This window comes from Deltaproteobacteria bacterium (assembly GCA_016874735.1).
Lineage (GTDB): Bacteria > Bdellovibrionota_B > Oligoflexia > Oligoflexales > CAIYRB01 > CAIYRB01.
Genome location: VGTI01000027.1, coordinates 1 through 18,757 on the forward strand (window position 1 = coordinate 1; position 18,757 = coordinate 18,757).

Below are 18,757 nucleotides of genomic sequence, written 5' to 3' on the forward strand. Positions count from 1 at the left end.
CCCAATACTGTGTGTTGGTAGGTGAACCGGGAGTCCCGGAGAGATTGTTGGCGACGCTTTTCGTTATAGCAGCCATTGCCGGTTGGCAACAGCTTAAATTCCTGAATAAATACAGCGTTAAGGAAGCCTCGCGGGATCGCGCAGTCAAGCAATAATCCCAAGTGATTACGGCACGTTTTCCGAACCAACCACATTACAGCGTGGCAAAAAATGCTGCTAATTCGATTAGCTCAGGGGCTGGTGGCGCTGCTTTGTCGGCATGTGGCCGGTAAAAACCCTGCGCGATCACCTTCATAGTAGCCACAAGTTCATCGAGCATGCCGTGAAAGTCACTGCGTGCGGCTGCCATTTTGAAGGCAAATTCCGTAACGCCGGTGACCCCGCCGTAGGCCTTAAAGCGGATTTTGACCAAGCCCTCTGTCAGGTCAATTTCGTAATCCTGAACATTGATGGAATAGGTATCGTCAGAGTGCGCCGTAACGATTGCATGACCGTTGATGGTCTGCATTTTCAGCCACTTCTCGTCGTAATGATTCCCTCCCGAGTACCAGTAGTACGAGGCTCCCTCCACCCAAGGGGCATCGCCCACGGGTGTCTCGATCCGCGTCGTCGCTACGCGGCAACGGTAGGACGCGACTTCTTTAGAAAACCCAAGATCTTGGAGGTTGATACTCAGACCTCCAGCCACCGTAACGCCTTGCATGAGCCCCGGCTGGAGGGCCATGAATCGGCCGGTAAAATAGGGCGCTGCGTAAAGCTCAAGCACATAGCCCTGCCGCACGTAGATGCTCGTCACACGGCCCTGCCACCAGTCTGTGAGTTTTGGAGCGTAGGGATCCTTGCCGGCGACTCGTGCAGTCCAGCTTGCCCCTGTCATATTCTCTTGGGAGTAGAGCGCGCAATCAGCGTCCACTGCTGCGTCGCCATCGGAGGCCAGAGCCTGTCCGGTCATCATCGCGGGTGCAAAGACCCACAACGCCAAAATGACACGCACTACAGCCGCCCACAATTTCATGCTGACACCTCCGCCGGTTACGGCTCCGCTCGGAGCCGCTATCGCAATTATGTGGATTACCGCCAATCCACAGGAAACTCAATCACCAAGAGTCGTCACGTAAGGTTTACTGCCACGGAAGTTCGCTGTCATCGTGATTCACAGACTGCTTGGCCCTTGATCCACAAAGCGGTAGAACTAAACTAGGCGATCGGCTCCGACTAAGCGCGGTGATAGCCATGAGGATAGACACAAGAAAACCGAGGCAAGCCGAAGCATCTACTTTTCTTGAGCTGCCTCAAGCCCTCAGCCAACCGGGCATTCTCAGCGCACGCCATGCATGTACCGAGGTGCGTGAGACCCATCTTTCCTATCTCTTTTTCACTGAACACGAAGTCTACAAACTGAAAAAGTCTGTGCGGCGACCCTTTGTCGATCTATCGTCGGTTGCTGCGAGACTTCACAACGCCCAACTTGAGATCCTGCTTAACCGACGGCTAGCACCGCAGCTCTACCTCGGGCTCAGTCAAGTTACACACCGTTCAGACCGTGTGATTGCCCTTGACGGGCAAGGTGAAACCATTGACTGGCTGGTACGCATGCACCGTCTTCCAGCTGATCGCATGCTCGATTGCCTCATCGACTCCCATGCAGTAGCCAACGACGATCTCGCATGCCTGACGACTACCCTGGACTCGTTTTACGCAGGAGCAAAACGTATCTCCGTTTCGCCAACGGATTACCTAGCCTCCTGGCACCGCCGTTTACACGAGGAGAGATCGTTACTCCTGCGGCCTGAACTAGCGTTACCAGAACAACTCATAACAGTGCTCACCCACGAACTTGAGACCATGCTGCTAACAGACGAAAACCTGTTTAGCGTTCGTGTCCATGGTGGCCATATTGTCGACGGGCACGGCGACCTACGACCAGAACATATCTGCCTGACCGACACCTGTACCATCTTTGACTGCCTCGAGTTCTCGGCCTCCCTGCGTACCCTGGATACTGCCGACGAACTTGCTTATCTAGCCATGGAACTCCGGGTGCTAGGCGCAGACGACCTAGCGGCGGCAGTAGTCGCGACCTGTCACGCCCTAGGTGGTGATGTCGTTCCACCGCTCGTTCATAGCTTTTACACCTGCTACCGCGCACTGCTAAGAGCGCGCCTTTGCGTCTGGCATCTCTACGACTGTTCCACAACGGAGGAGGAAAAGTGGCGCCGCAAGACCCATGCCTACCTCAGCCTAGCGAGTGAGGAGTTAGGCAAGAATCGGTGAATCAATCTGCAACGTGCTCCGGTGACTACACTCAGTAGTTTTCGCAAACACGCGCGATACATCTAAAAGCTCGCATTTACCGGTTAGATGGTCTGGCAATTCTTTGAGCGCTAACGTAGTGTTGGTGCCAATAATAAAGTCAATCGCGGCGTCACTCAAACGACTCACCGTCTCGGTGCCTAGGACAATATGGGTAGCGGCAAGTATTACTTTACGTGCTCCCAAGTCGAGGCAGGTACGAGCAGCTTTCTGCGCAGTAGCTCCCGAGCTAATTAAATCATCAAAAATAATTGCCACGCGCCCATCGACATCGCCGAGTAAAGGACCGCCCCTGACCTCGCCCGCGCTGCGCTCTTTGATGACGAGACCAAATTTAGTGTCATCAGATCCACGTAATTTATTGATCTGCCCTTGCAGACTGAAGACACGCTTAGCGCCGCCAAAATCGGGAGTGATCAGTGTCAGGGGCTCCTTGCCTACTAGCGTAGCGAGGCGCGCCGCTAGTAGTTCTCTAGCACTCAGATGCTCTACCGGCACACGAAAGGCTGATTCAAAGGCTGATGCATTATGTACATCTAAAGCCGAGATAGACGTGTATCCCGCCGTCTCGATCAAGGACGCAACGTACTTCAGCGTCAGGGGATCGCGAGACTTCGTGCGCTGATCTTTACGTGCGTAGCATAGATAGGGTGCAACCAAATGCACGCTCCGCGCATGGGAGTCTCTGAGGGCGCCTCCCAGAAAAAGCGCCAAACACAACTTATCGTGCACACCGAGATCACCTTCGCGGATAAAGGTTGCGACGACGCTAACGTCATCACCACTGACACTAACGAGCGGCCTTACTTTATATTCGCCGTCGCTAAATTTTCTGATTTCCAGCGGCGAAAGCTCGATACCTAAACGCTCAGCCAAGGCGTAACTAAGATCCTGAGACTGATCTAGAGAGAATATTTTCATCATAAAGAAAGCCACCCCTATTCAGCTGCGCGCAGTCACGCAGTGACGACGTCTCTGACGAGGTGGCATGCATAAAATGAGCCAGCTAGGACGCTACGACTGGTTAGTAAAGCAGGCCCACTTGCACTCCGTATAGACCAGCACTTTTGTCGCCAAAACCTTGCAGCACTGGGCGATAGCTGGCAGCAACATACATCGACGTGTCTGCCGTACGCATGATAGCGTAGCCGACGGTAGCACTCAGCGTGAACCCAGACCGGAACATCGGGCGCCCATCTTTGGTCTCGCTGTTTGATGCGCGGTGGAATCCGCCCAAGCCCACATCAGCACCGATAAAAGGCGCGTGCTTGCCGTTAGTTAAATAGTAGTCGAGGCCAAGCCCCGCGCTCACGGCAAAAGCCTCTTTGATCCCAGGTCCGATGTTGAACTCTGAGTAGGCCCGAGGCGCAAGTTGGTCGCGTTCCCACACATAGCCCAGTTCAAAATTGTAGAGTGTCTCGTCAGTGCCAAAACCATGTGCCTTGGTCGGTCCCAGCGCCACCTGAACCCGCTTAACCGTCACTTGTCGCGCAATGCCTGCACGCACCTCGTTCGAGGTCACGTCATCGACAGTGGCCGACTTTTCCGCTGCCCTTTCACTGAGCACTGAGCTCACGAGGCGCTTGACGCCGGTGTCGAGTTCGTTCTCATTAGCCACTTTGAAGCTATCTTCGTAAGAGTCGCCATCGGCAGATTTCTTCTCTAAACCGAGGATGTAGCCCTCACCCACTTTGGTGATGCTGGGTGCAAATGTGAGCTCGGGTTGTTGCCCATCTTTGGCAATCGTATGTTTAGCTTGGCGTAGGTATAATCTGATTAACTCAGCGTAGGTCTTGACCAGTTCATCACTCACGCCTATACCGCGCGGGGTCAGTACTTTCGCCGTGGACGCCAGAGCATTCCCGGCGATGCTGGTGCTAACCACTAAGATGAGTCCAAACATGATGCGGACGAAGTTACTCACGACTTCTTCTCCTATATGAGCAGGTCTCTCTAAGACCTGCTATTTATATAGGAGATCTCAAGCATTAGCCACTACCGACTCCGGTATGATCAGTAGTTCCACTGCACCTGTAGGCGGGCTAGGCGGCCATGCTCGCGCTTTGGCGCCGTTTTGGTATTGGTACGACGCGAGTCCACGTATGCGGCAGTGAACTCAAGGGATTTCTCTACCTGCCACTCGACGCCGACTTCGGCTTCATCCACTTCATAACGTACGGCGTTGACGTCATGCTTGCGACCACCGCGGTAAGTCTGAGCCCTGATAAAAGGGATAAACTCACCCTCTTTGTAGCTCACCAGGACGTAGCCACCCTCTAAGTCCTTGACCTCGACAGTATTCAGAGCAGCGTTGTACTGCGGCCCCTTACCCTTGGTGTACTCCGCCTGAAAGCCAAAGGGTTGCGGGTAGTAAATGAGTGATGCCGCGACTCTTTGGTCAAGTGACTCCGATGGACCGCCCGTACCGTCTTTTTTAGTCACGACGTAGCGACCCGTGTAGGCTTGAATGCTGGTCTCAAGGATTTGTTCGCCAAAAATCTGAAACGGATAGGTCAAACGTGCCACGCTGTGAAGTGAATGATTCGCCTCGGGTTGGTTAGCCGTTTGCCCGTTGTACGCGCCAATGGCAAATACACCGTAATCTCCCGAGCCCTTAAGCCCACTATCCACTAACATTTTAAAGCGCTGGCGAATTTCTGGAGGTGCCCACATGTAGTAGACGCCCAGATCACGTTCATCCTTAGCGGCGGAGTTGATCGCATCATCGCGATCGAGCGGTAAACGATTCTGGCTAGACTGCAAGTTTTCAAAACCAAACGGCACTTTGGACTGACCAAAGCGTAAACGTGAGGACTTGTCTGCAGTTAGCGCATAGTCTGCATATAAATCGCGAATTTGTAGGAAATGTCCAGCACCGCCGCTAACCGGAGTTACCGCAAAGTCAGGTTGCACGTAGACCATGGTGCGATCTGAAGGATTAGCCGTCACAATAAGGCGCGCGCGACGCAGGAACAGACTATTGTTGCCACCGATAGACTTGTCGCCCTGATCAGACGTCAGATTTTTATTGGTGACACCAAGCTGATTGTAACGCAACTGGGCGTAACCACGGAGGCTGATCGTCTCGTACCAGGCCTTATGGGCAGTCTGGTGTGCAACTGGCCCTTGGCCGGCGGCTGCTTGGCCAAAGGCATTAGCGCTCATGATGGTTAGAGCAAGAATACATCCAAGATTAGCGCATTTTTTTTGCATAGGACGGAGGCCTCGGCAGGAAGTTGAAAAATCGTCCTAAGGTGTACAGTTATCGCTACTGCAAGGGAACTCTGCTGCCTCAAGATTTTTAGATTCTTAACATGTCGTTAAATTTAGACATCGCCCTAGCCACCGCTAGCTGCACCTGTGGCGAGAATCTGGCGGATCAGTATGTAACAGCCATTGGCGAGAATGAACCAGCCAAAGCCTTTTTTAAGGCGGCTAGGTTCCACACGCTTGGAGACATTAACCCCAAAAATAATGCCAATGAGCGCCACTCCTGTGACCTTCATTAAGAAAAACCATTCCAGGGTCACGGCGGCGAGCACATCGCCTATAAAGCCGATGAGGGAATTGGCTGCGACTATGAGCAATGAGGTACCAACAGCGACGGCCATAGGCATACCGACTACCACAACTAACGCTGGGATAATGAGGAAGCCACCACCTGCACCGATAAAGCCCGCCACCGAGCCGACTAAAAAACCCAAACTGGCCAAGAGAAGCCGGTCACTTACGCTCCCACTCTGACGTGGATGTGGCGCGTGGCTTTTGATCATGGACACCGATGCCGCTAACATGACAAGGGCAAAGACAGTCAGGATTATTTGATCTTTATCAATAACGGCTAAATTACCGATCGATATTTTATCGGGTATGAGCGGCAGGAGCCCTCTGCGCGTAACGTATGTTCCGACGATCGATGGCACGGCAAAAACTGTGGCCGTCTTGTAATCGATCAGCCGCTCACGATGATAACGAGTGAGGCCGAATACACTCGACGTGCCGACTATGAACAGGGAATAACTTGTCGCCAGCAATGCGGGTATATCGAACAAGTAGACCATAATCGGGACGGTGAGAATGGCGCCACCGGCACCGATCAGGCCGATGGTTAATCCTACCGCCAACATACTGAGGTAACCAATCATCAACACGAATGCGGCCTCTTAGTTAGGAGTGACCAAAGGTTACCGGCAATTTGATATATGTTTTCCCATTGTCCTCAGGTGGCAAAAACTGGCCGGCAGCAATATTCACCTGCACACTCGGGTAAAGCAAACGCGGAGCACTCAGCGTGGCATCGCGTGTGGTCCTGAACTTGATGAAGTCAGCCTGCGATGTATCGCTTTTGATATGGATATTTTGCGCCTTAGACGCGGCAACAGTGGTCTCAAACTTGAGCGCTCTGCCACCTGGTTGATAGTCATGACCCACGAATATTCTCGTGCTGTCGGGCTGTCCGTAGATTCGCTTGGTCACCGACTGAAATAACACGGCTGCATCACCCATGGGGAAATCGCACCGTCCCGTGCCGTAGTCGGGCATAAAAAGCGAGTCACCGACAAAGAGCGCATCTCCAAAAAGATAACTCGCACAGGCTGGTGTATGACCTGGAGTAAATAACACCTCGAAGCGCAGAGTCCCGGCGGTCACAAGCTGATGATCCCTGAGCAGGGAGTGAAACTGGCTGCCGTCAGTTTTAAAATCAGCTGGAAGATTAAATATTTTTTTGAACGTGTCCTGAACCAAAGTGATCTTTTCCCCAATACCAATTTTGGCCTCGGGCCAGTAATTTTGGACAAGAACCAAGGCGCTGGACAGGTGATCAGCGTGGGCATGGGTTTCTAGGATCAGCCGCACGCGGAGCTGTTTTTCCCGAACAAAGTTGATCAGCAACGCAACAGACTGACCACTGGTGCGCACGCTTGCTGGGTCAAAATCCAGGACTGGATCGATGATCACAGCATCACGCGAACTACCGTCATACACGACGTAGGTCAAAGTAGAGGTGGCCTGATCGAAAAAGTGCTGGATCTCCATACGAGACTCCTGTCGCATGCGATGACCGCGATAAGCTCGAGGGCTAAACTTTGGCCGATGTCCACTTAATGTAAAGTCTGTGCAGGACGATGCCACCACACATAGAGGCAACGAACACCACGACTTTGAGATTTCCAGTGGCTAGGGCGACAAGGGCAGGACCGGGACACAAACCACCAAGCCCCCACCCCACTCCGAATAGCAGCGAACCTACCACCAGTTGGGCGTCCAGATCGCGACGCGTTGGCACAAGAAATTTGGCACTAAGGATGGGGCTCGGCCTTTTCATGATGAGGCGGTAGGTTACCGCGTGCACGGCAATCGCACCGACCATGACTAGCGCCAAGCTTGGGTCCCACGTACCTGTGATATCCAAAAACCCGACCACTTTTGCTGGCAAGGTCATGCCTGCCAGGGCCAACCCGATCCCGAACACAAACGCGGACAAGAACGCGGCAAAAAGCACCTTCATGGTAGTGGCCCTCCTAGCGCACGCACCGCTGCGACCGTGGCCATGCCGGTCGCCATGAAGCATAAAGTCGCCACTATCGACCGCGGCGACAAGCGGCTGATGCCGCAAACTCCATGCCCACTGGTACAGCCGCTGCCCATTTGCGTACCAAATCCAACGAGCACCCCCGCCAGGGCGTAAACCCAAATTTCGCTTGGGGTCACGGCTGCCATGGTGGCAGGCATGAATTCCACCATAAATAAACCAGCGACGGGGAACCCGACGAGTGCAGCGAGACGCCAATCCGTGTCCCCTTTTACTGGAAACAACGCACCTCCAAGGATCCCACTGACACCAAAAACCCGACCCAACAAAAGCAGCAGCAGTGACACCGCCACGCCGATGACAGCCCCACCTAATGCGGGCATCAGCATTTGTTCCGAACTTAAGGCAACCAAAGTCACAGCTCTTCCTCCCCCGCTGTTACTTTGGCTAGTATTTCATGGATCAGCTGTGAGGCATACTCTTGAAAACGACAGTCCCATTGGTGCCGCCGAACCCGAACGAGTTAGACAACGCGTAGCGCAGTTTACGCTCCCGTAGTTTGAGAGGGGTATAGTCTAGAGGACAGTCCGGATCGCGCGTCCGTAAATTAGCCGTTGGTGGTACGAGCCCATGGTGCAGTGCTAGTGCCGTAAACACAGCCTCAATACCTCCCGCAGCGCCCAAGCAATGACCCGTGACGCCCTTGGTAGATGAGACTGAGATGTCGAGGGCACGCGAACCAAAAACCTTACCGATGGCAGCGCTTTCGTAACGGTCGTTGAGCTCCGTTGAGGTGCCATGAGCATTGATATAGTCAACCTGATCATAGGGGACCTGACCCATATCTAGGGCCATGCGCATACAGCGCTGGGCACCCTCACCTTCCGGTGCCGGCGCTGTGATGTGATGCGCATCACCTGACATGCCGTATCCGACTAGCTCAGCGTAAATACGCGCACCGCGACGAAGCGCATGCTCCAGTTCCTCAAGCACAAGGACCCCGGCACCCTCGCCCATCACAAATCCATTCCGGTTAAGGTCAAAGGGACGCGATGCCTCTTCGGGAGGGTCATTATGGGTGCTCAGCGCCTTCATAGATGCAAAGGCACCAATCGATAATTTTGTAATCCCACTCTCGACACCGCCAGCAAACATCATATCGGCCATGCCGCTGCGGATATAGAGAAAGGCCTCACCAACTCCGTGAGTGCCGCTCGTGCAAGCCGTCGTCGTGCAAATGTTTGGGCCTTTGAGATCATTGAGTCGTGACACAACGCCAGCGGCCATGTTGGCAATGGCATACGGCATGAAGAACGGCGAGATACGCCGGGGGCCGTGATCTCTCAGGATATTTGCATTGGCTTCGATCTCAGCAATCCCACCGATGCCTACACCCAAGCTCACACCGTAGCGATCGCGATCGCCGCCAAAATCCTTAAGACCTGCGTCCAGCATGGCTTCGTGAGCAGCCACGCCAGCAAACTGAACGAAACGACTGGTGCGTCGCAGCTCCTTACCCTCAAAAACATCACCCGTCGTAAAGTCTTTAACCTCGGCGGCTGCATGCACACTGAGGTCGCTCGAATCAAATACAGTGATGGGTCCGACACCGGTTCTGGCATGCAACGCAGCATCCCAGGCAGCCGGGACATTATTGCCGCAAGGAGTCACCAGACCAAGACCTGTTACAACCACCCTTCTCATCGTCCTTACCCCTCGCTCAAGCCGCATGGCTTTGATTTCTCATAGATCAGCGTAAAGCATAGATTGGGCTGCAGTATAGAAGTGAGCCATTACTAGACTCAAGCCCTTTCGCCGCTTAATTTACCTGTTTTTTATATTTTTTAATAAACGGTAGATTTTGTAGATCGAGGGTCCCTTCCGATGGCGGCAGGCGATTTTTCTGGTAGAGAAGAAAAAAGCCCATCACGCCCAAGATTAAATTGGGAACCCAGGCCGCTACCAAAACCGGTATCGCGCCCATTTCAGCCCAATTTTTAAAGGCCATCATTAGTACGTACCCGACCATGATGACGAGAATCGCACCAATGTAAGCCATGCTCTTACCACGTCGCGGATCGGACACGCCAAGCACCATGCCGCATAGTGCGAACGTAATCACCGAAAAAGGGGCTGCGATTCGTTGATGCCACAGAAAATGAGCGCGCCTTAGCATAGCGTCTTGCTCGGTGCTGCGACTAGGCATCGCTGCCATAGCGGCAATAAAACGGCGGAGCTCGCGCGGCGTGAGACTGCGGTAATCATCGTCAGCAGCATCGGCTCCAACAATCTGCTCGCGAAAAATCCGAAGGAGATCGATATCCGCCCGGTTGAATTTAACCACCGAGACGGTGTGATCCTGCCTTTGCCCCATCGCATAAGCCATACCGTCATTTAAAGTCAGTCTCAGATCGCCCGTCTGGACCGAGCCGCTGATATGGCCAGACGGGGCAAGCAGTGTGAAGGATGATTGACGCATCTCACCACCGGGGGCGAGTAGTACGTTCTCAAAGTGCGAATGGTCTTGCGACACCTGCTCGGCGTAGAGCACGTACCCGAGGAAATCATCGAGAAAGACGCCAGACTGAAGCTTATACTTGATCATGTTATCCAGCTCCGTCTGGGACTTACGGTAGAGGAACTGGACTAGCTCGCGACGGCCCCAAGCCTCGAGGTTGATCGAAGAGGCAGCTGCCACCCCGTAGAGTACTGCCCCCAAGGCCAACACGATCACTGCCGAACGGCGCAAGGGGTAGCCCGCAGCAAGGAGCGCCGCGTACTCGCCGTCGGCCGACAGCCGGCCGTAGGTCAACACCACTGCGAACAAGTAGGCCATCGGTATGGTCAACGACACAAAGGGCAAGATGATGAAAAGAAATGGCAGAAAGACGTTTTCTACCGAAATGCCAAAAGTCACTAAGACCTCAGACAGTCGCACCAACTGCGAAACCACGATAATGGCGCATATGATGATCAGCGCCGACAGAAACTGCGGCACCAACTCTTTAATCAAGTATCGAGGAATTAACAGGAGCTCTCTCCAAATTTGAAACGAATTTAAAGTCTCTTAGATTTTTGGTATGATACCATCATGACCTGGACCACATCGTACAACATACGACGCGGAATCGCTGCCGCTTTGCTGGCACATTCTGTAGTTACTACCGGCTTCAGCGCTGCTCACGCCGAAGAAGCTAAAGCCCTGGGTGGTGCCCCGGTTCTACCCCAGGAAGTCCCTGAACCCAGTGCCGACGGTATCATCTACCTCCCCGGCGCCGATGGTCAGCCTCGGGCTTCGACTCTAGTTCCTCACATCCAGAGTTATCTGACCAGCTATTTGATCGATGCGCAGTCGCCGATTGCCGCACTGGTGATGGCCGACGTGCATACTGGTAACATCTTGGCTTTGGTACAAGGACGGAAGCCTGACAACTGGGGCGGCCACACCCATAGCGCACTGCATCCCTCGTTCCCTGCCGCCTCTGTGTTCAAGACGGTAGTCACTACGGCGGCTTTTGAAGTGACCGAAATGGACAGTCACCTTCCCATCGGCCTCACGGGAGGTTGTTCTCACGTGCGGGAGACCGGTGACTGGATGCGCGACCACACCCCAGGCCGCCACGACAGCATGACGCTCAGAACCGCTTTCGGTAAGTCCTGTAATGGTTTTTACGCCAAGATCGGCGTCAACAACCTGGGGCTCGGTATCATCACCGAGTTTGCCAGACGCTTTGGCTGGGACACGGGTGTCCCTGCCGACTTTCATGTCGATCGCAGCCCCTTCGTGCCGCCGGTGCCTCAGTATTCGAGCACTCACACTGTCGGCAGCTTTGCTGCGGGCTTCGGTAAAGTCGGACTCAGCGCTGCCCACGCAGCCTACATGATGCTGACCGTGGCCAACAGCGGCGCGACCACGCCACTGCGTCTTTTTCGCGACTCTCCAGCTCTACCGCCAGTGTCCCAAAGGCCGCGCATTTACAGCGCAGCAACGGCCGAGAGGCTCCACGAAATCCTCGACTCTTCGGTTCGCGGCGGCACCGCTGGCTTCGCGTTTAAGCGCGGTAAGTACCGGAAACTCCACGACATCGTCGGTGGTAAGACCGGCACTCTGACAGGTAGCTCCCCCAAAGGCCTGACCACCTGGTTTGCCGGCCTCGCTCCGACGAACGACCCTGAGGTGGTGGTGGCTGCCGTTGTCGTGCTCGAAGATCGCTGGCGCATCAAGGGCCCCAATCTTGCCGCAGAGGCGCTATCTATTTATTTTGACAGACAATATGATCGCAAGGCCATGAGTGCTGCTCGACTGATCCCCGTGGCCAAAGGGCGTGGCAAGTACTCCGTAAAGTGACTCAGCCCTTATTTCCCCATGGCCGAATGCCCGAAAGCTTCGGTATAAGGGCGCCAATGCAACAAGGGGGAAATCATGGCCAAGCAGAGCATACCTGTCGTCAACCTGAACGATTTTCACGCCGGTGGTGACCGCCGGACCCAGTTTGTGCAGACCGTGGGCAGCGCCCTAGTCGATATCGGCTTTTTTGCCCTCGAGGGCCACGGCATCAGCGACACGCTGATTAAGTCGGCCTATAGCCTGGCGACAGAACTTTTCTTGCTGCCAGATGCGGCCAAGCAACGGTACGAGAATGCGCAGCTCAAGGGCCAACGCGGCTATACGAGCTTCGGACGTGAGCACGCCAAGGACGCCGTGGCGCCGGATCTCAAGGAGTTTTGGCACGTAGGCCAGGAGCTAACTGCGGAGCATCCATTATTCCATGCTTACCCGCGTAATATTTGGCCGGCTGAGCTCGCTACGTTCAAGCAAGTTTATTCTGAACTCTACCGTCAGCTCGAGGCATGCTCGCTAGAGTTGCTCCAGGCCTGTGCGCTTTATGTAGGCGAAGAACCTGATCGGTTCGCAGGCATCGCGCGCGACGGTAATTCCATTTTACGCGTGATCCACTACCCGCCGGTCGCTGAGAACGCTCATCCGCAAAGCATCCGCGCTGCGGCCCATGAGGACATCAATCTGATTACTCTGCTTTGTGAGGCAACCGCCGGGGGTCTCGAATTACTCGAGCGCGATGGTTCTTGGCGCGCGATTGAGGCTCACCCGGGACAAATCATCGTCGACTCCGGTGATATGCTGCAAAACATCACGAACGGTTACTTCAGGAGTACGACACACCGCGTCGTCAATCCTGACAACTCACGGGATCGGCGTTTTTCCATGCCATTCTTCGTACATCCAAAATCGGAGGCAAGTTTGGCCCCGTTAGCAAGCTGCGTGGCAAAAACCGGGGGATTGATGCGCTACCCACCAATCACTGCAGGTGTCTACCTGCAGCAGCGCCTGCGTGAGATCGGACTCGCAGATGACAAGACGACCCTGATCGCTCAAAAATGAACCAACGCGGTGCATCAACTTGGTCGCTGTTCATTGCTGGCAGGTAAGATCACCGCGGAACCAAGTCGTGGCATAGACGGGGAAGTATTTACGAACGGCTTGGCATCCAGCCGCCGCCATGGTGCCATTGGGGGCAGCTGCTTTCATGGCTTCTAGGATCAGCTTGGCCAGGTTGTTTTTACCGCCGCTACTATCGGCTCCCAGCGTCCGGAAGACACGCCCTAACTTTTGGGCCCAAACTAGCAGCAAACGCCCCTTCTCTCGCTCAGCGTTGAGTGACTGTGTGGCCGGGAGCGCGGCCTGAAACACCTGGTCGACACCGTAGGCAATGATGGCACCAATCGCATGCACTTCTTGAAACGAAGGCGACTGACAGGTCGATGGTGAACTCAACGTGCGACTCGCGGTAAAGGCCGACAAGACCTCCTGTGACAGAATTTTTTCTGTCCCGTCAGCAAAGGTTGCAGACCCCGTATCGCGAGATTTCTGAAAACAATCCAGCGAACTCGTCACGCCGGGATCGCCACCAAGAGTGTAGTAGGCAAAAATATCGGCAAATCCTTCGTTCACAGCGACGAGAAGATCGTCATTGGTAATTTGCCGCTCCTCTCCCGCTACGATCCCGAGCGTGCTACCGTAGAGCGGCAGGTCCTTGAATATACCCTGCGTGCTACCCGATACACCCGAATGGTTGTTAAAGACGTGATGCCCGAATTCATGAGCGATAGCCCACGGCACTTCCCAAAAGTTGACATTGACCCAACGCCCTTCCCGTACCGACCTTGAGCCTTTGGGATAAATGACAAAGGTCGGCATACCGCGGAAGTTTGGCGCATAAGCAAGGTTATCGACCGTAACCGACACCTTACTTGAGTCTTTGTAGACGGTTTCAATCCGCGGCAGCACCAGTAGCGCACTATGCGGCAGGGTGGTGCTTGCGGTCGGAATCGAATCGTAAAATTTGCTCGCTGTACCGACGTTAGCTAGTGCCGTACGTCCGACGCCTTCGACGGAATTGCGTGGGAAGCTCTTAGTCGCAGGACAGATCCGCAGATGCTCGGGACTGTTGACGACCTCCCCATCGTCACACGCGTCAGAGCCTGACTGGGACTGGCAAGTCGTGCGCTGATAGAAATTATAGTAAGAAACGCCAATACCTTTGCCGGCTAAAATCGGACCCTCGTTACTCGCCTGACAATCCGAATCCGCAACAAAATACTGCGCTGCGTAGGCACTATCGGAAAGGACACCGGTAGTGAGCGGATCGCCGCCATTGTCGCTGGGCCGACGTTCGTCACCACTGGAGCAGCCAGTCTGTAATTGCATGATCATCAGACCGAGCACCATTAAACAGGATCGACCTAGAGTTAATGCGGGAACAGGAGTAACAGCAGGAGCGATGGCAAACATGGGGAGCCTCAGGCGGGACGAACCGAAGGAGCACGGGTCACCGGGCGGTGACCCAAGAGATGGGACTAGAAACCACTGGGACGAGCTAATTCACAGGCTATGGTAACTCCACCCTCGGCACGAGGACGGAACTTAATCTTGGCACCGATCTGCAGATCGCGCAGATTAGCTTTTGCAACGTCAGACGGAAAGAACATGACACTACCTAGTTCAAAAGCTGGATCTTCGACCGCCAACCAACCCACACGATCTGGATTGTAGTGTGTCACGCGGCCGATAAATTCAAAGTCACCGTGCGATCCACCACCGATCACCATGGTGCCAGTGGTCTTAATAGCCGCAAGCGCTTTTTCAAAGGCCTGACGTTTAGGATCGTCCTCACGGACAAAGACGTAAAGCATATGCTTGGCGCGCGTGCAGGCTACGTAGATCAAGCTGGCCATAATCGGATGATCGACAGGTAGGTTATACTCGCTCACATTGAGCAGAATGCCGACCGACGTTTCCAGTCCCTTGAATCCAGCAATGGTGCTTATCGCTAGCGATTCTTTCGGCGCTTTAGCTTCGCGCCAGCTCTTCTTCTGCGTATGAGTCAGCTTGTAGAGTGGAATTTTGACGATTTCGTCAGTCTGGTAAAGCACTGACTCTTTAGCCGCTGGGTTACGCGCCGATAGTATCGTGAGGTCAGAATTTTTGAGACCCTCCTCGCGCGTCAGATTCCGCACCAACTTGCCGAGTAACCGCCTTGCATCCTCGGCATCTTTATAAACTACAAGCTCGGGCACGTAGCCCAGGCGACCTGAGTGGCTATGCATCATGCCACTGGTGCGGCGGAAGCTACGCGAGAAGGCCGCGATTTCACGTGTCGTTCGGTAATTATGCACCAAGGGGAAATAGGGGGGCTTTATCGGTAAGGTATCAGCGGCGACAAAAGCTTCGTCGCCGCTACCCGAGCCAAAGACGCCTTGGCTACTATCGAAGAACAAGTAGAAGCGCGCCTCGTCCCCTGGTGTCAGCAGCATTTCTAGCGCTTCCCACCAGAATGGCTGCACATCTTGCGCCTCGTCGCAGATCACCACATCGTAGCGCTCTGTTGATGCCGCTACGGCTTTCTTGAGTTTATCTGGTGCCTCGTACTGCACCCAGTCTTCACGCGCTCCAGTGAACTCGCTTGGTGGAATCAAGAGATTGAGTCCATAATTGGCAGCGACGTCCTGATAGGTCATAGCTGCGATACCGTCGCCAAGCTCTCTTTGCAGCAATAGATTTAATAAACCATTGGATCCAAGCACAGCGACCTTTTTACCCTGATCACGAAAATGCTTAGCCAGCATCATGGCTAGCATGGTCTTACCGGTACCAGCCTCGCCCTCGATACCCAGCCTGTTTACACTCGCAATGGGCATAATCAAGGTATTGTGTATAGTCTCGACGTCGCGCACCCTATTTTCATGACCGTCGATATAGTCCTTCAGATAAAGGCGTGTCGTAAAAGCTGCGCCAATCAGTAAGCGGTCGAGGTCCTCACTCACATCGGCGAATCGTCGATACTGCTCGGGCTGTGATTTACAAGCAATCTCGGCCAGACTGCGACCCAGGTCCCTAATGCGATCACGACCGATAATGATTTCAGGGACAATGCTCGACGATGCGGGAAAGTCCGCCTCACTTGCTGTAGGGAAAGATACGGCATGGCTTACAGGAACTTTGACATTGTGCTGCCTTAGGAACCGGAGAAAACGTCCCTTCCAGACTAACGATTGTTGGAAAGGATCCTTGATCGCAAAGCTCTCGCCGTGCCTATTAACCGAGTAAAATTTACCTGTCTCACCATCATGACGGATGCGTCCGCCTTTCACTTCCACCACGACCACACCGTAGTTTGGGTGGTAGCAAACAAAATCAATCTCGTTATCTCTCAGGCCCTCGTCGCCCTCCATAGTCGACAGCGTGCACGAATAATAAACCTGCCAATCGCTCCCTAGGGTCGCACGGCACTGCTCGTAAAACTGCTCCTCAGCTGGACTGGCAAATACGACTCTAGTTTGTTCGCTGTCGGGATGAAGCTTGACGCGATTGGACGATGGTGATTTTTGGGTAGGCTTGGTTGCATCGCTCATCGCTTCTTCGTCCTCGCTGCTGTTACCATGGATTGAACTTCAGACTCAGGCAAGAAGGCACCATGCAGACGCTTGGCTTTGCCAGCTGCGAGATAAATCATATCACCTTTACCAAGTAGAGTCTCAGCTCCGTTTTGGTCAAGTATGGTCCGCGAGTCAATACCGCTCATGACGCGGAAGGCAACACGCGTTGGAAAGTTGGCTTTGATCAGTCCAGTCACCACATCAGCCGACGGCCTTTGCGTTGCAATCACCATATGGATGCCTGAGGCGCGCGCCTTTTGTGCGAGTCGCGTGATGGGCGTTTCGATCTCTTTACCAAGTAGCATCATCATGTCGGCCATCTCGTCGATGATCAGCACGATATATGGCATAATAGCCCATTTACCCTCGAAGGTAAGAAACTCACTCTTCTTGCGGTTACGAATAATGTCATTGAACGAGTCGATATTACGCGCGCCAACCGCTTGCATTTGGCGGTAGCGATCATCCATCTCTTGTACAAGACGACTCAGGGCAGCTTTGGCTTCGCCAGCGGGATCGGTAATGACCTTGCAGGCCATGTGTGGCAGGTCATTATAGGCCGCCATCTCCACCATTTTGGGATCGATCATAATCAGGCGCAGGGTTGAGGCTGAATGGCGTGCAATCAGGCTACCTATGAGCGTGTTCATGAATACGGATTTACCAGCACCCGTCGAACCAGCCACAAGTAAGTGAGGCATTTCCGCTAGGTCTTCCACTACAGGTTCACCGAAAATATCGACACCCATGGCAATCGGTAGACGGCGTTTAGTGGACTTAAAGTCTGCGCTGGCCAGTAAATCAGAAAATCCGATCACGGCCCTCTCGGCATTGGGCACTTCAAAACCGACGGTGTCTTTGCCCGGTATTGGTGCGAGGACGCGCAGGCTCTGTGCTTTTAGCATCCGCGCCAGGTCTTCACCTAGGGCCGAAATCTTACTGAGTTTAGTGCCAGGTGCTGGTTTAAATTCGAAAGTAGTCACGACAGGGCCCTGGGTGACACCGGTGATCTCACCGAAAATTTTAAATTGAGCCAGTTGCTCGACGAGATGTGCCGACAGTTGACGGAAGGTACTACTGCGATCAGGCGCCTTCTTGGTGCCAGAGAAAAGGCTAGCGTCTGGCTTACCGTGTGCTGGTCCGTCGTAGTGGAGTTCGAGGTCAAAGTACCCACCTTCCGGCTGGGCTGCGGGTGCAGCTGCCGCGGCGGCCTTGGCCTTACCGGGTGCCGATGACTGAGCCGCACCTGAGTTTGATGTTACGGGCATAGCTGCTTTTGCAGCGCTGGGCATTTTACCACCGAGATTGTGACGTATCTTTTTAAACTGGCGGTAGAAAAAGCGTTTTACATAATACACGAGCTCGCCCATCAGCGGCGCTGTCTGCGACATCTTCAGATTGCCCGAGAGCACTAAACCGACAAAGCCGACCACTGCAAGAGCGGTCAGCGTGCCGCCAAAGCCAAGTTGCGGCATAAACATGCGATGGAAATTGCGTCCGATAAGTCCGCCAAAACCAAAACTCGGTACAGAAAAATTCGTACGCGGTAGCAGAATCTCGGCAAAACCTGCCGCATCGGCAGCGAGGATCAAAAGGCCGACCACGCGCCGTGCATGGGGCCAGAGGACAAATCCAGTGACGGTGAGTGATCCCCATACCGCCAAGGCTACGGGCCAGATCATACCGATGACACCAAAGCGCCCAAGGATATGCGCGGCAGCTGCTGCACCGAGAGGACCGGCTAGGTTGGTGACACCCCTTGGATTGACACCCAAGGTCGTATAGTCATAGGGGTTGAAGCTATAACAAGCGAGCGCCAGGAAGCAGCCGATACCGAGCAGCACGAAGCCCCAAGCCTCTAACCAAGCAGACTTAACAGGGACAGCAGCATGCAGCTTACGTTCAAATACAGTGGGGATACTGATCACAGGCGTCTCTCCGTTTGTTTACAAGCGC

Annotated in this window: 16 protein-coding genes; 3 read left to right on the forward strand and 13 right to left on the reverse strand. The window is 54.1% G+C overall.

Annotation, left to right across the window (positions count from 1 at the left end):
• Positions 1–193: 193 nt before the first annotated feature.
• On the reverse strand, positions 194–1,015 hold the full coding sequence (locus FJ146_11575) for a hypothetical protein (GenBank protein MBM4252602.1): 822 nt from the start codon (positions 1,013–1,015) through the stop codon (positions 194–196).
• 218 nt (positions 1,016–1,233) lie between these two features.
• Here FJ146_11575 and FJ146_11580 point away from each other — a divergent pair, with 218 nt between their 5' ends.
• Positions 1,234–2,274: a hypothetical protein gene (locus FJ146_11580; GenBank protein MBM4252603.1), complete on the forward strand. Its 1,041-nt coding sequence runs from the start codon at positions 1,234–1,236 to the stop codon at positions 2,272–2,274.
• Here the strand turns inward: FJ146_11580 and FJ146_11585 are convergent.
• The 9 genes from FJ146_11585 to FJ146_11625 form a co-directional block, all read right to left on the reverse strand.
• Positions 2,257–3,237, reverse strand: a complete 981-nt coding sequence (locus FJ146_11585; GenBank protein MBM4252604.1) for a ribose-phosphate pyrophosphokinase — start codon at positions 3,235–3,237, stop codon at positions 2,257–2,259. The genes FJ146_11580 and FJ146_11585 overlap by 18 nt on opposite strands.
• Positions 3,238–3,337: 100 nt before the next feature.
• Positions 3,338–4,237: a hypothetical protein gene (locus FJ146_11590; protein MBM4252605.1), complete on the reverse strand. Its 900-nt coding sequence runs from the start codon at positions 4,235–4,237 to the stop codon at positions 3,338–3,340.
• A gap of 89 nt (positions 4,238–4,326) precedes the next feature.
• Positions 4,327–5,478, reverse strand: a complete 1,152-nt coding sequence (locus tag FJ146_11595) for a porin (protein ID MBM4252606.1) — start codon at positions 5,476–5,478, stop codon at positions 4,327–4,329.
• A 173-nt stretch (positions 5,479–5,651) separates the two neighbouring features.
• Positions 5,652–6,464 carry a sulfite exporter TauE/SafE family protein gene (locus FJ146_11600; GenBank protein ID MBM4252607.1) on the reverse strand — a complete coding sequence of 271 codons (813 nt, stop codon included), beginning with the start codon at positions 6,462–6,464 and terminating at the stop codon, positions 5,652–5,654.
• Between the two features lie 16 nt (positions 6,465–6,480).
• Positions 6,481–7,350 (reverse strand): MBL fold metallo-hydrolase, encoded by an 870-nt coding sequence (locus FJ146_11605; protein MBM4252608.1) that lies wholly within the window; start codon positions 7,348–7,350, stop codon positions 6,481–6,483.
• Between the two features lie 43 nt (positions 7,351–7,393).
• Positions 7,394–7,822, reverse strand: a complete 429-nt coding sequence (locus FJ146_11610) for a YeeE/YedE family protein (GenBank protein ID MBM4252609.1) — start codon at positions 7,820–7,822, stop codon at positions 7,394–7,396.
• Complete coding sequence (locus tag FJ146_11615; GenBank protein MBM4252610.1) at positions 7,819–8,235, reverse strand: YeeE/YedE family protein; 417 nt, start codon at positions 8,233–8,235, stop codon at positions 7,819–7,821. Before FJ146_11615 ends, FJ146_11610 begins: the two co-directional genes overlap by 4 nt.
• A gap of 73 nt (positions 8,236–8,308) precedes the next feature.
• A complete protein-coding gene (fabF, locus tag FJ146_11620; protein ID MBM4252611.1) occupies positions 8,309–9,550 on the reverse strand; it encodes a beta-ketoacyl-ACP synthase II in 1,242 nt (413 codons plus the stop codon).
• Between the two features lie 115 nt (positions 9,551–9,665).
• The gene (locus tag FJ146_11625) at positions 9,666–10,892 is read right to left on the reverse strand and encodes a YjgP/YjgQ family permease (protein MBM4252612.1); all 1,227 of its coding nucleotides are present in this window, start codon (positions 10,890–10,892) and stop codon (positions 9,666–9,668) included.
• Positions 10,893–10,937: 45 nt separating this feature from the next.
• On the opposite strand from FJ146_11625, the gene FJ146_11630 reads away from it, so the two are divergent.
• On the forward strand, positions 10,938–12,194 hold the full coding sequence (locus FJ146_11630; protein ID MBM4252613.1) for a hypothetical protein: 1,257 nt from the start codon (positions 10,938–10,940) through the stop codon (positions 12,192–12,194).
• Between the two features lie 75 nt (positions 12,195–12,269).
• Positions 12,270–13,247, forward strand: coding sequence for an isopenicillin N synthase family oxygenase (locus tag FJ146_11635; GenBank protein ID MBM4252614.1), 978 nt, complete (start codon positions 12,270–12,272; stop codon positions 13,245–13,247).
• A gap of 30 nt (positions 13,248–13,277) precedes the next feature.
• Here the strand turns inward: FJ146_11635 and FJ146_11640 are convergent, their stop codons facing one another.
• The 3 genes from FJ146_11640 to FJ146_11650 all read right to left on the reverse strand — a co-directional run bounded on the left by FJ146_11640 (position 13,278) and on the right by FJ146_11650 (position 18,729).
• Positions 13,278–14,657, reverse strand: a complete 1,380-nt coding sequence (locus FJ146_11640) for a hypothetical protein (protein ID MBM4252615.1) — start codon at positions 14,655–14,657, stop codon at positions 13,278–13,280.
• Positions 14,658–14,722: 65 nt separating this feature from the next.
• The gene (locus FJ146_11645; protein MBM4252616.1) at positions 14,723–16,777 is read right to left on the reverse strand and encodes a DUF2075 domain-containing protein; all 2,055 of its coding nucleotides are present in this window, start codon (positions 16,775–16,777) and stop codon (positions 14,723–14,725) included.
• On the reverse strand, positions 16,774–18,729 hold the full coding sequence (locus FJ146_11650) for a DNA translocase FtsK (GenBank protein MBM4252617.1): 1,956 nt from the start codon (positions 18,727–18,729) through the stop codon (positions 16,774–16,776). Before FJ146_11650 ends, FJ146_11645 begins: the two co-directional genes overlap by 4 nt.
• Between the last annotated feature and the right edge of the window lie 28 nt (positions 18,730–18,757).

Coding starts and splice junctions, on each gene's coding strand:
- FJ146_11575 (MBM4252602.1), bottom strand. CDS start 1,015: ATGAAATTGTGGGCGGCTGTAGTGCGTGTCATTTTGGCGTTGTGGGTC.
- FJ146_11580 (MBM4252603.1), top strand. CDS start 1,234: ATGAGGATAGACACAAGAAAACCGAGGCAAGCCGAAGCATCTACTTTT.
- FJ146_11585 (MBM4252604.1), bottom strand. CDS start 3,237: ATGATGAAAATATTCTCTCTAGATCAGTCTCAGGATCTTAGTTACGCC.
- FJ146_11595 (MBM4252606.1), bottom strand. CDS start 5,478: ATGAGCGCTAATGCCTTTGGCCAAGCAGCCGCCGGCCAAGGGCCAGTT.
- FJ146_11605 (MBM4252608.1), bottom strand. CDS start 7,350: ATGGAGATCCAGCACTTTTTCGATCAGGCCACCTCTACTTTGACCTAC.
- FJ146_11610 (MBM4252609.1), bottom strand. CDS start 7,822: ATGAAGGTGCTTTTTGCCGCGTTCTTGTCCGCGTTTGTGTTCGGGATC.
- FJ146_11615 (MBM4252610.1), bottom strand. CDS start 8,235: ATGCTGATGCCCGCATTAGGTGGGGCTGTCATCGGCGTGGCGGTGTCA.
- fabF (MBM4252611.1), bottom strand. CDS start 9,550: ATGAGAAGGGTGGTTGTAACAGGTCTTGGTCTGGTGACTCCTTGCGGC.
- FJ146_11630 (MBM4252613.1), top strand. CDS start 10,938: ATGACCTGGACCACATCGTACAACATACGACGCGGAATCGCTGCCGCT.
- FJ146_11635 (MBM4252614.1), top strand. CDS start 12,270: ATGGCCAAGCAGAGCATACCTGTCGTCAACCTGAACGATTTTCACGCC.
- FJ146_11640 (MBM4252615.1), bottom strand. CDS start 14,657: ATGTTTGCCATCGCTCCTGCTGTTACTCCTGTTCCCGCATTAACTCTA.
- FJ146_11645 (MBM4252616.1), bottom strand. CDS start 16,777: ATGAGCGATGCAACCAAGCCTACCCAAAAATCACCATCGTCCAATCGC.